Raw genomic sequence first — 11,882 nt, forward strand, 5'->3', positions numbered from 1 at the left:
TCACGGACCGGTGGGGGTTGGCCACCGGACGACAATGGGGTTCAGGGGTGGGCGGTCAGTGGTGCTCGGCGAGCGCGCCCTGGATGAAGCTGCAGGCCAGGAGCACGAAGACGTATGCCTGAACCGCTTGGATGAAAAGCTCGAAGATCGTCATGACCAGGACCATCACGAACGAGACACCGGCGTAGGCAATGCCGATTCCGTTCAGCAGGTACCAGCTGGCGATCGTGAAGAGCAGCAGCAGAGTGTGTCCGGCGAACATGTTCGCGAAGAGTCGGACCGCGTGCGTGAAGGGGCGGACCAGCACGTTCGAGAAGAACTCGATGACCATGACCATCGGGAGAACCGCACCGAGCGACTTGTCGTAGCCGGTCAGATTCTTGAAGCCGCCGACAAAACCGTGGGTTTTGAAGGTGAGGCTCATCCAGACGACATAGACGATGGCCGCGAGAGCCGCCGGGTAGGCGATGATCGAGGTCACCGGGAACTGGGCGAGCGGAATGATCGACCAGAGGTTCATCATCCAGACGAAGAAGAACAGCGAGACCATCAGCGGGACGTACTTCTCGCCGGCCTTCTTGCCGATGATCTCGTAGACGATGCCGCGGCGGACGAAATCGTAGCCGGTCTCGGCGACCATCTGGAGCTTGCCGGGAACAACCTTCGGCTTACGGAAGGCCGCCCAGAAGAAGCTCACCACGATGATGGAACCGAGCAGAGCGAGCAGCATCGGCTTGTTGAAGTAGATGTTGCTGTCCGCGTTACCGAAGATCGGCTCGAAGAGGAACGAGTGCAGGCCCGGAGCGTCGAAGCCACACCCAGAAAAAATGTGACAGTCGGTCTCGAAGGCGAGCACCGTGGTCGGGTCAGCACTCACCGCGGGCTCCTTCAGCGTGGCGCATAGGTACGGCAACCTCGTTGTGTCGGCGCGGCGCACAGCCGCTGATCGGCACTGGACTGGTGTTACGAATGTGGGGGCGGCTGGCAGGCAGGGAGCCTCGCGATTGAGCAGGCGTCAGCTCAGATGCCCGCGCCCGCAGTGCCGCAGTTGGCACCGGACGATAGCAGGATCGCGAACGCCCGCTTATACCGGCCCTACCCCTCACGAGGAAGACCCCTTGTTCTCGGGCTTCTTGCCCTCGGAGGAGTCCGGTTCGACATAAAGGATTTTGGCCTTCATGTGCGCACGGGTCTGCGCGGCGATCCACACGAGGGTCGCTGCGACCAGCGTGATCGCGAAGGCCTTGGGGTTGAACAACGTGGTGTTCTTGAACGCGGCGACAAAGATGAACAGCAGCAGAATCTGTGCCGTATAGAGCATGAGCCCCATGGCCTGGAACAGATGCGGAAGCGACTTGGCCGTCCGCTCCAGGACCACCAGCCCGATCCCCATGAAGAGGATCACGATCAACGTCGCAACGACAGCTCCGAGAGCTCCCTTACCACCGGCAACCAACGCACTGATCCCGACGGCAACAGCGCCGGCGACAGCGGTGGGTACGGCGACTCGAAGGAGAGTCCGGACGTCGTTGGACGGCATGGCGGCAGCTCCGCTTGCTTGGTGGGGGCAGTGGTGTCGTCATGGACGAGCGTAGGCCCGGTCCGAGTTGGGTCCTCGGGGCCAAAGAACCGTCGCACTACGGTCCCTCGGCTCGTCTCCGGGTCTCGTGAACGGTATCACAAACTATTTGATGAGGTCTTTACCTGAGGGGTGTGCTGACTGTCACACATGAGAGTGAGTGCGCGCGTGTGTGCACTCAAACTGGTCGCCATGTCTGGTAATGGGCGGACATGCAGCGACACGTCACCCGCGGGTTCCGGCCTTCCGCCGGTCAGGGAAACGCGAACGGGGGCCGATAGCAGTCGCTCCGTTGACGCCCGCCGGAACCGGGGGCCGCTCCTCGGACGCCCCCTCCGACGCCTCCGGCTCGTACGCAAGCGCCGGAACAGAAGACTCCGGAAGCACCTCGCGGCGCCGGTAACGCGGCGGAACGAAACCCTCCGCCCAGCGCGGGGCGCGCGGAGTGAAGCGCGGCAGCAGCAGAAGCACCAGGCCCACAGCGCTCAGCGCCACAATGAGCAGAACGCTCCACATCGACGCCGAGTGCACCGAGTACGCGACGACACCGAACGCGATCAGCGCCGACCAGAAGTACATGATCAGGACCGCGCGGCTGTGCGAGTGTCCGACCTCCAGCAGCCGGTGGTGCAGATGGCCACGGTCCGCGGCGAACGGCGACTGCCCGTTCCAGGTACGGCGGACGATCGCGAGCACCAGGTCCGCGACCGGGATCGCGATGATCGTCAGCGGCAGCAGCAGCGGGATGAAGACCGGCAGCGCCGCGTGCGTGGCCTGGCGGGTGCTGCCCTCGAAGATCTTCAGGGCGTCCGGGTCCACCTGTCCTGTCACCGAGATCGCGGCCGCCGCGAGCACCAGACCGATCAGCATCGACCCCGAGTCGCCCATGAAGATCCGCGCGGGGTGCATGTTGTGCGGCAGGAAGCCCAGGCACATGCCCATCAGGATCGCGGTGAACAGAGTCGCGGGAGCGGCGGCCTCGATGCCGTAGCTGAACCAGATCCGGTACGCGTACAGGAAGAAGGCCGCGGCGGCGATGCAGACCATGCCGGCGGCGAGGCCGTCCAGGCCGTCCACGAAGTTCACCGCGTTGATGGTGATGACGACGAGGGCGACGGTCAGCAGGGTGCCCTGCCACTGGGTCAGCGAGACGGTGCCGACGCCGGGCACGGGGATCCACAGGATCGTCAGACCCTGCATCACCATCACACCCGCGGCGATCATCTGGCCGCCGAGCTTGATCAGGGCGTCGATCTCGAACTTGTCGTCGAGGACACCGATGATCCAGATCAGCGCCGCGCCGGAGAGCAGTGCGCGCGGTTCGTTGGACAGCTCGAAGACGCTGTTGAGGTTCTGCAGATGGTCGGCGACGAGCAGGCCCGCGCACAGGCCGAAGAACATGGCGATGCCGCCGAGTCTCGGTGTCGGCTCTCGGTGTACATCGCGGGCACGGATCTGCGGCATCGCACCGGTCGCGATGGCGAACTTCCGCACCGGCCCGGTCAGCAGATACGTCACCGCAGCCGTGACACAGAGCGTCAGCAGGTAATCACGCACGGGCTGCCCCACAGGAATCGCTGGCCATCTCAGCCCCACACCCTAGCTCTGGTAGCCACATGCTTGAGGACATACGGGAGCCGACGACGGTTGCACGACGTACCGGCTACCCCTGATAAGGCGGAAATCTACCCGTCAGCTCCCGCACCTCCGCACGGATCTTCCGCGCCTCCTCGCCGTCCTCACGCATCGCCGCCGTGAAGAGTGCCGCGATCCGCGCCATCTCCGCCTCGCGCATGCCCTGGGTGGTGACGGCAGCGGTGCCCAGCCGGATGCCGCGCCCGTCCCCGTACGGCAGTGCGCAGGTGTCGAGGACCATACCCGCCGCGGCGAGACGGCCACGGGCCACCTTGCCCTCCACACCCAGCGGAGCTGGATCCGCGCCGATCAGATGGGTGTCGGTGCCGCCGGTCAGCACCGCGAAGCCCTCCGCCTCGAGTCCCTCGGCCAGTACCCGCGCATTGGCGACGACCTGATGGGCGTACGCCGCGAAGGCGGGCGTCGCCGCCTCACCGAAGGCGACGGCCTTGGCGGCGATCGTGTGCATCTGGGCGCCGCCCTGGGTGAAGGGGAAGACCGCCCGGTCGATGCGTGCGGCCAGGGCGGAACCGCAGAGGATCATCCCGCCGCGTGGCCCGCGGAGCACTTTGTGGGTGGTGGCGCACACCACATCGGCGTACGGGACGGGGCTGGGGGCCGCACCGCCGGCGATCAGGCCCATCGGGTGCGCGGCATCGGCGATCAGATAGGCGTCCGCCTCGTCCGCGATCTCGCGCAGTGCCGCGTAGTCGGGATGGCGGGGGTAGGAGATCGAGCCGCAGACGATGGCCTTGGGCCGGTGCTGCCGGGCCAGGACGCGCACCTGGTCGTAGTCGATCAGTCCGGTCTCGGCGTCGACGCCGTAACCGACGAAGTCGAACCAGCGTCCGGAGAAGTTCGCGGGCGACCCGTGGGTGAGATGCCCCCCGTACGGCAGTCCCATGGCGAGCACGGTGTCGCCGGGCCTCAGCAGCGCCGCGTACGCCGCGAGGACCGCGGAGGAGCCGGAGTGCGGCTGCACATTGGCGTGTTCGGCGCCGAAGAGAGCGATGGCACGCTCGACGGCGATCCGCTCGGCCGCGTCGACCAGCTCGCAGCCGCCGTGGTGGCGGGCGCCGGGGTAGCCCTCGGCGTACTTGTTGGCGAGCGGGGAGCCGAGGGCGGCGAGGACCGCGGGCGAGGTGAAGTTCTCGGCGGCGATGAGCTGGAGGCTGTCGCTCTGGCGTCCCAGCTCTCCCAGGACCACTTCGGCGATCTGCGGGTCCTGTCGGCGCAGGGCTTCGAAATCCGCGCCGGGGGTGGTGATGCGGGCGGCGTCTGGTGCAGCGGTGACCGGCATCTGAGGCTCCAGGCGTGGGCGGGCCGTGGCTGTGTCCTCCCGGGGACGGTGATACCAGCGACCGACGCCGCGGGCCCGGCCCCCGGCCGAGGAGTTCGGCAGGGCTGAGCGGATCGTCCTCGCGAGGGTGAATCCCAGTGGAAACCAATGTAGGCCGGTGCGACGCGCGATGCGCGCCGATCGTCCGGGCGAGCCGTCAGTGCCGCGCCGGGACCCCCGTCAGAGCCGTCACCACAGGGTCCAGCGCCTGGTTGATCTCGTCGCCGATCGAGCGGAAGAACGTGATCGGCGCACCGTAGGGGTCGTAGACCTCGTCGGCGTCCGGGCTCGGGGCGAGCAGCCAGCCGCGCAGCGCCGCCGCCGCCCTGACCAGGGCACGAGCGCGCTCGACGACGCCCTCGTGCGGCTCCGGCAATGTTGTCGGGTCGATCGCCCGTACAAGCCGGGTGAACTCCTTGAGCGTGAAGGTCCGCAGGCCCGCCGAGTGACCCATCGAGATCACCTGCGCGCGGTGGTCCCGCGTCGCGGTGAGGACGAGGTCGGCGCGGATCACATGCTCGTCGAGGAGTTCGCGGCCGACGAAACCGGTCGCGTCCGCGCCGAAGTCGGCCAGGACGATCTCGGCGTTGGCCTCCATCGGGGCACCTTCGTGGCCCCAGGTGCCGGCGCTCTCCACGATCAGTCCGCCCGTCAGCGGATCGCCGAGGCGGTCGCTCAGGGCATGGCGGGTCAGCCGCTCGGTGATCGGCGAGCGGCAGACGTTGCCGGTGCTGACGTGGAGGATGCGGAAAGTGGAGGTGTTTCCCCCAGACTCCGCCCGGGGGGACCCCCAGGATTCCGCTATGCCACGCCCCTCAGGGGCGGTCAATTGGCCACCTCGAGGTCGGGTACGACCTTGCGCAGCTCGTCCGGTGAGAGCGCCCCCTCGCGCAGCAGGACCGGGACCTTGCCGGTGACGTCGACGATCGAGGACGGGACGATGCCCGGCGTCGGGCCGCCGTCCAGGTATACCGAGACCGCGTCGCCGAGCATCTCCTGCGCGGCGTCACAGTCCTCCGGCGCCGGATGTCCGGTGAGGTTGGCGCTGGAGACGGCCATCGGGCCGACCTCGGTGAGCAGCTCGATCGCGACCGGGTGCAGCGGCATCCGGATCGCGACGGTGCCCCGGGTGTCGCCCAGGTCCCACTGCAGCGAGGGCTGGTGCTTGGTGACGAGGGTCAGCGCGCCCGGCCAGAAGGCGTCGACCAGCTCCCAGGCCTGCTCGGAGAAGTCGGTGACCAGGCCGTGCAGGGTGTTCGGGGAGCCGATGAGGACAGGGGTGGGCATATTGCGGCCGCGCCCCTTGGCCGCCAGCAGGTCGGCGACTGCCTCGGAACCGAAGGCGTCCGCACCGATCCCGTACACGGTGTCGGTGGGCAGCACGACCAGCTCGCCGCGGCGAATGGCCGACGCGGCTTCACGCAGACCGGTCGTACGGTCGGTCGCGTCGTTGCAGTCGTATCGCCGTGCCATTTAACGGCCCTCCTCGGACAGGGTCTGGAGATGATGCTGCGGTTCAGGATTGCCGGTCACGGCATGGCCTTGCGTGCGGTCGCGAAGCGCGGCCGCCGGTTCAGGTCGGGATGGTCGGCCGCGTCCGCCCAGCCCGCTTCCTCGTTGAAGATCCACGGCACTTGGCCGCCCTGGGTGTCGGCGTGCTCGATGACCACCAGGCCGCCGGGCCGCAGCAGCCGGTGAGCGGTCCGCTCGATGCCGCGGATGGTGTCCAGGCCGTCCTCGCCGGAGAAGAGCGCCATGCCCGGGTCGTGGTCACGGGCCTCGGGCGCGACATACTCCCACTCGGTGAGCGGGATGTACGGCGGGTTGGAGATGACCAGGTCGACCTGGCCGTCGAGCTCCGGCAGAGCGGTCAGCGCGTCGCCCTGGTGCACGGTGACGCGGGAGCCCTCGGCGTTCTTGCGGGTCCACCGCAGCGCGTCCTCGGAGAGCTCCACACCGTGTACCCGCGAGCGCGGCACCTCCTGCGCCATGGCGAGCGCGATGGCCCCGGAGCCCGTACACAGATCGACGATGAGGGGCTCGACCACATCCATGGCCCGTACGGCGTCTATGGCCCAGCCGACGACCGACTCGGTCTCCGGGCGCGGTACGAAGACGCCGGGGCCGACCTGCAGTTCGAGGAAGCGGAAGAAGGCGCGTCCGGTGATGTGCTGGAGCGGCTCACGGGCCTCGCGGCGGGCGACCGCCTCCCAGTAACGGGCGTCGAAGTCCGTGTCCTTGACGTTGTGCAGCTCTCCCCGCTTCACGCCGTGCACGAACGCGGCGAGCTCCTCCGCGTCGAAGCGCGGCGAGGGCACGCCGGCGTCGGCCAGCCGCTGGGTGGCCTGGGCCACCTCGGCAAGCAGCACAGAACGGGGGGACGGGGGTCGTCCCCCGGGAGTTAGCTGCACGCTGGTCCTCCGGGGCTGGGGCGGTGTACTGGGCTTACTGGGCGGCGGCGAGCTTGGCGGCGGAGTCGGCGTCGACACAGGCCTGGATCATGGCGTCCAGATCCCCGTCGAGCACCTGGTCCAAGTTGTACGCCTTGAAGCCGACGCGGTGGTCGGAGATCCGGTTTTCCGGGAAGTTGTACGTCCGGATCTTCTCGGAACGGTCGACCGTACGGACCTGGCTGCGACGGGCGTCCGACGCCTCCTTCTCCGCCTCCTCCTGTGCCGCGGCAAGCAGCCTGGAGCGCAGGATACGCAGCGCCTGCTCCTTGTTCTGGAGCTGGCTCTTCTCGTTCTGGCAGGAAGCGACGATGCCGGTCGGCAGATGCGTGATGCGCACCGCGGAGTCGGTGGTGTTGACGGACTGGCCGCCGGGGCCCGACGAGCGGTAGACGTCGATCCGCAGGTCGTTGGCGTGGATCTCGACGTCGATCTCCTCCGCCTCGGGCGTCACCAGGACGCCTGCGGCGGAGGTGTGGATACGGCCCTGGGACTCGGTGGCCGGCACCCGCTGCACGCGGTGCACTCCGCCCTCGTACTTCAGCCGCGCCCAGACGCCCTGTCCCGGCTCGGTCGCGCCCTGGCCGCCCTTGGTCTTCACCGCGACCTGGACGTCCTTGTAGCCGCCCAGCTCGGACTCGGTGGCGTCGATGATCTCGGTCTTCCAGCCGACGCGCTCCGCGTAGCGCAGATACATCCGGAGCAGGTCACCGGCGAACAGGGCGGACTCGTCGCCGCCCGCGCCGGCCTTGACCTCGAGGATGACGTCCTTGTCGTCGCTGGGGTCGCGCGGCACGAGCAGCAGCCGCAGCTTCTCGGTGAGCTCGTCGCGCTGCTTGTCCAGCTCCTTGACCTCGGCGGCGAACTCCGGGTCGTCGACGGCCAGTTCACGCGCGGTCTGGATGTCTTCCCCGGTCTGCTTCCAGGAGCGGTACGTGCCGATGATCGGGGTCAGCTCGGCGTAACGCTTGTTGAGCTTGCGCGCGTTCGCCTGGTCCGCGTGGACCGAAGGGTCGGCGAGCCTCTTCTCAAGATCGGCGTGCTCGCCGATCAGTTCCTCGACCGCCTCGAACATCGGGTGCTCCTGGTTTTGTACGCGAGTACACGAAAGGGTTGCTGCTCAGAATGGACAAAGCGCCGGCCTCGGCCACCCCGAGCAGGGGCGGCCAAGGGCCGGCGCAGTGGCTCGCTACTTCTTGGCGGAGCCGGCAGCCTTGCCGAAGCGGGCCTCGAAGCGGGCCACACGGCCACCGGTGTCGAGGATCTTCTGCTTGCCCGTGTAGAACGGGTGGCACTCGGAGCAGACCTCGGCACGGACGTTGCCGGACTCGATGGTGCTACGGGTGGTGAACGACGCGCCACAGGTGCAGCTGACCTGGGTCTCGACGTACTGGGGGTGGATGTCGCGCTTCAAGGGTGTCTCCTAGTTTCGGGAGGGCACCGGGTCGTACACGCGGATTGCTCGTACGTGAACCGGGGCCGACGTACCAGTCTGCCAGGACCGGCCGTATCTCCCAAAACCGGGGTCGGGCCGGAGGTATTCCCTGCCGCGCTTCAGCGGCTCTGTACGAGGGAACCGGCAGCGCCCTTGTCGCCGGCGGAGTCCTTGACGGCGGAGGCGGGGATGGGCTTGTCCTGCTTGAGCGCGGTCCAGACCTGCCGGGAGGCCGTCTTGATCGGGATCACGCGGTTGGGGTCGGCGGGGTCGTACTCCACCGGCATCGTGATCATGTGCACGTCCTGGGGGCCGAGACCGCTGAGCCCCTTGGCGAAGCTCATCAGCTCCTTGACGGAGTCGAGCTCGGAATCGGGCGTGATCGCCTTGGTGCCGGTGTCGGCGACGTCGTAGAGCTTCTTCGGGTCGGTGAAGACGCCGACGTTCCTGACCTGATTGATGAACGCCTTGATGAACGCCTGCTGGAGCTGTATCCGGCCGAGGTCGCTGCCGTCGCCGACGCTCTTGCGGGTCCGTACGAGACCGAGCGACTTCTCCCCGTTGAGGGTGTGCGTGCCGGGCTTCAGGTGCAGATGGCTCTTGGAGTCGTCAATCGTCTTGGTGGTGGTGATCTCGACGCCGCCGAGCTCGTCGATGAGCTTCTTGAAGCCGGTGAAGTCGACCTCGATGTAGTGGTCCATGCGGATGCCGGACATCTTCTCGACGGTCTTCACCGCGCAGGCCGGACCGCCGACCTCGTACGCGGTGTTGAACATGGCGCGCTTCGCGCCGGAGACGGACGCGGATGAGCCCTTCTCGCCGGCACACCGCGGTCGCTCGACAAGGGTGTCGCGCGGGATCGAGACGACGCTGGCCTTCTTGTGGCCCTCGTGGACGTGCACCATCATCGCGGTGTCGGAACGGGCGGCGCCCTCGTCGACGCCGTACTCGGCGTTCGCGCCGGAGCGGGAGTCGGAGCCCAGGACCAGAATGTCCATGGAGCCGTTGTCGACGTTCTCGGGGCGGTCGGGGCCGAGTGCGGCATTGATGTCGACGCCCTGGATGTTGCCGTTGAGCTTGAAGTAGACGTAACCGAGACCGGAACCACCGACCAGCACCAGACCCGCGGCGGACCACGCGGCGATGGTCAGCGCCCGGCGGCCCCCGCTGGGCTGCTTACGGCGCTTGCCGCGGCTGCGTATTCGGCTTTCGGTGCTGCTCTGCTCGCCCATGCTCTCCTCGGCTCTTTGTGGTCCCGCTACCCCCTGCCGTGGTGTTCAGGCGCGGATTGTCGGCACTTGGTCAGACGGTGAAGCACCATGAAGGGTTGCACAGGAGCCTGAGAGCCCCCTGAGAAACGCCTGGTGCCCACCGCGCACTGCGCGGTGGGCACAAGTCGGCGTGTGCGATGGGGCTTTAGCCGAAGAGGTTGTACGCCTGCCAGCCGGTACCGAAGGCGACACGTGTGGCGAAGATCCCACCCGTGGACTTTCCGTTACCGGGGTAGAGCCAGAGCTTGCCGGTGGTGTCACGGGCGAGCAGGTCGGCGTTGCCGTCGCTGTTCACGTCGCCTGTGGTGACCAGGGCGTTCATGCTGCTGAAGGCACCCACCAGCACCCGCGGCGCGAAGGCGGCGGAGACATTGCCGGTGCCCTTGTAGAGGTACGTCTGGCCGTCGGAGGCACGCGCGAGGAGGTCGGCGTTGCCGTCGCCGGTGAAGTCACCGTGACCGCGGACCATGCCGTACTGACCCCAGCCGCTGCCGACCAGGACCGGCGCGGCGAAGCCGCCGTTGCCCTTGCCCGGGTAGATGTAGAGCTTGCCCGCGGAGTTGACCGCCAGCATGTCGGGCAGGTCGTCGCCGGTGACATCGCCGGGCGTCAGGATCTGCTTGTACGAGCCCCAGGCCTTGGCGACCAGCTTGGACTCCCACTCGTCGAGAGCCGGGTTGTAGTGGTCCCAGAACACGTCGCCGTTGCTGACGCGGTACAGCATGTCGCCGAAGTCGTCGCGGTTCAGGTCGTTCTGCGCCATCAGGTTGATGCCGCCGAAGTTGCCGTGGTTGAACGTGCGTGTGAGGCCGGTCACCTTCGAGGTCCAGCCGAAGAGCGTGCTGTCCGAGGCGCGGCGGGCCAGCAGGTCGGCCGTGTGGTCGTTGTTCCAGTTGGTGTCGTCCGCCCGCGACTGGATCTGCGCGGAGTACGTGGACACCTTCGCGTAGACCGTGTACTTGCCCGCGGCCGAGCAGTTCACATCGCCCCAGGACACCAGGCCGACGAGCTTGCCGCCGGCCACCAGCGGGCCGCCGGAGTCGCCGTTGCACGCGGTCTCGGACGTCGCGTCGGAGCCGGTCGGCGGAGCGCCGGCACAGACCATGTGGCCGGCGATGAATCCGCCGGGGTAGGCGGCGCTGCAGGTGCTGTTGGAGTTGATGTCCGCGTCGGCCGTCTTGAGCGTCTGCGAGATGCCCGGCTCGGTGGAGCTGGTGCGGCCCCAGCCGTACACCTTCGCGTCCGTACCCGGCGTGTAGACGGCCGAGTCGGTGGGCTGCACGATCTTCAGCGGCTTGACGGCGACCGGCTCGGTCAGCGTCAGGACGGCCACGTCGTTGTCGATGGTGGCGCTGCTGTATCCCGGGTGGTTCCACTGCCGGTACGCCCCGACGAGCTTGCCGCCGTGGAAGTCCCAGTTGCCGGCGGTGTCCTGCGTGGGGAGCTGGTCGGTGCCGGTGATGATGGCGCCGCCCTGGTAGAACTTGCGGCCCTTGACGCAGTGCGCCGCCGTGGCGACCTTCGTCGGGGCGATCACCACACCACCGCAGAAGTAGCCCAGGTCGTCGCTGGTGTCGTCAGGGGTGCCCATGTCGTCCGTGTAGTGGACCTGGGCCATCCACGGCGCGGTGGAGATGGTCGTCTCGTTGCCGCCGATGATCCTCGGGTCACGCGTCGGAGCGTTGGTCGCTGCCTCACGGGGCGCCTTGGTGTCGCGGGCATCGGCCACCATGGCCCCGATGACGCGCTCGCGCAGCTCCTTGGTGGACGGCGCCGCGGGCTTCGTCGCGTCGTAGCTGATCTTCGGCTGCTGACCGGCCTCCGCGGCCTGGGAGCCGGACATGGCGACACCGGTACCGACCAATGCGATGACTGCGGCGGCGGCCGGGACCGCGATTCTCATTCGGCGCTTGTGCCGACCACCACGGGTGCGAATCTGCACTCGGTAACCCCTCGGGTTGAACCGGCGGAGCGCACGGCGCACCACCGGAAGACAAACGGGTAGCGGTGGGGCTCACGAGTAACAAGGCAGTCCGGATCCGAGGCCCCCCGACCTCTCTCGGTACTGCGGCGGAATTCCCCCCCACCAGTAACCAGGGCATGCTACGCCCGTCAACTGCGGGTTGACCAGCGACTGGTGGGGCGTACGCGAAAACGAGACCGCCCCGTCACT

The 11,882-nt window shown here is 67.9% G+C and carries 11 protein-coding genes; all 11 read right to left on the reverse strand.

The genetic code is table 11. The features are described from left to right. Positions 1-55 precede the first annotated feature (55 nt). The 11 genes from atpB to ACWDZ6_RS09340 all read right to left on the reverse strand — a co-directional run bounded on the left by atpB (position 56) and on the right by ACWDZ6_RS09340 (position 11,612). Complete coding sequence (gene atpB / locus ACWDZ6_RS09290) at positions 56-877, reverse strand: F0F1 ATP synthase subunit A (RefSeq protein ID WP_451502373.1); 822 nt, start codon at positions 875-877, stop codon at positions 56-58. A 225-nt stretch (positions 878-1,102) separates the two neighbouring features. Then, on the reverse strand, positions 1,103-1,540 hold the full coding sequence (locus ACWDZ6_RS09295; protein ID WP_326652626.1) for a hypothetical protein: 438 nt from the start codon (positions 1,538-1,540) through the stop codon (positions 1,103-1,105). Between the two features lie 264 nt (positions 1,541-1,804). Next, entirely contained in the window at positions 1,805-3,136 is a 1,332-nt protein-coding gene (locus ACWDZ6_RS09300; RefSeq protein ID WP_451502374.1) for an MraY family glycosyltransferase, read from the reverse strand. A 106-nt stretch (positions 3,137-3,242) separates the two neighbouring features. Beyond that, positions 3,243-4,514, reverse strand: coding sequence for a serine hydroxymethyltransferase (locus ACWDZ6_RS09305; protein ID WP_451502375.1), 1,272 nt, complete (start codon positions 4,512-4,514; stop codon positions 3,243-3,245). 196 nt (positions 4,515-4,710) lie between these two features. Further along, the gene (locus ACWDZ6_RS09310) at positions 4,711-5,382 is read right to left on the reverse strand and encodes an arsenate reductase/protein-tyrosine-phosphatase family protein (RefSeq protein ID WP_389177971.1); all 672 of its coding nucleotides are present in this window, start codon (positions 5,380-5,382) and stop codon (positions 4,711-4,713) included. Then, the gene (locus tag ACWDZ6_RS09315) at positions 5,379-6,026 is read right to left on the reverse strand and encodes an L-threonylcarbamoyladenylate synthase (protein ID WP_366733228.1); all 648 of its coding nucleotides are present in this window, start codon (positions 6,024-6,026) and stop codon (positions 5,379-5,381) included. The genes ACWDZ6_RS09310 and ACWDZ6_RS09315 overlap by 4 nt, the downstream gene beginning before the upstream one ends. Positions 6,027-6,082: 56 nt before the next feature. Continuing rightward, a complete protein-coding gene (gene prmC / locus ACWDZ6_RS09320) occupies positions 6,083-6,964 on the reverse strand; it encodes a peptide chain release factor N(5)-glutamine methyltransferase (RefSeq protein ID WP_326652622.1) in 882 nt (293 codons plus the stop codon). 34 nt (positions 6,965-6,998) lie between these two features. Next, positions 6,999-8,078 carry a peptide chain release factor 1 gene (prfA, locus tag ACWDZ6_RS09325; RefSeq protein ID WP_451502376.1) on the reverse strand — a complete coding sequence of 360 codons (1,080 nt, stop codon included), beginning with the start codon at positions 8,076-8,078 and terminating at the stop codon, positions 6,999-7,001. A 114-nt stretch (positions 8,079-8,192) separates the two neighbouring features. After that, entirely contained in the window at positions 8,193-8,417 is a 225-nt protein-coding gene (rpmE, locus tag ACWDZ6_RS09330; RefSeq protein ID WP_326652620.1) for a 50S ribosomal protein L31, read from the reverse strand. A 140-nt stretch (positions 8,418-8,557) separates the two neighbouring features. Continuing rightward, positions 8,558-9,670, reverse strand: coding sequence for an LCP family protein (locus ACWDZ6_RS09335; protein WP_451502377.1), 1,113 nt, complete (start codon positions 9,668-9,670; stop codon positions 8,558-8,560). A gap of 184 nt (positions 9,671-9,854) precedes the next feature. Continuing rightward, entirely contained in the window at positions 9,855-11,612 is a 1,758-nt protein-coding gene (locus ACWDZ6_RS09340; protein ID WP_451502378.1) for a trypsin-like serine protease, read from the reverse strand. Positions 11,613-11,882: the final 270 nt, after the last annotated feature.

This window comes from Streptomyces sp. NPDC002926 (assembly GCF_053591755.1).

What these genes read in the sequence shown, in the direction of transcription:
- ACWDZ6_RS09295 (WP_326652626.1), bottom strand. Translation starts at nt 1,540, where the DNA reads ATGCCGTCCAACGACGTCCGGACTCTCCTTCGAGTCGCCGTACCCACC.
- ACWDZ6_RS09340 (WP_451502378.1), bottom strand. Translation starts at nt 11,612, where the DNA reads ATGAGAATCGCGGTCCCGGCCGCCGCCGCAGTCATCGCATTGGTCGGT.
- ACWDZ6_RS09315 (WP_366733228.1), bottom strand. Translation starts at nt 6,026, where the DNA reads ATGGCACGGCGATACGACTGCAACGACGCGACCGACCGTACGACCGGT.
- ACWDZ6_RS09305 (WP_451502375.1), bottom strand. Translation starts at nt 4,514, where the DNA reads ATGCCGGTCACCGCTGCACCAGACGCCGCCCGCATCACCACCCCCGGC.
- ACWDZ6_RS09335 (WP_451502377.1), bottom strand. Translation starts at nt 9,670, where the DNA reads ATGGGCGAGCAGAGCAGCACCGAAAGCCGAATACGCAGCCGCGGCAAG.
- prfA (WP_451502376.1), bottom strand. Translation starts at nt 8,078, where the DNA reads ATGTTCGAGGCGGTCGAGGAACTGATCGGCGAGCACGCCGATCTTGAG.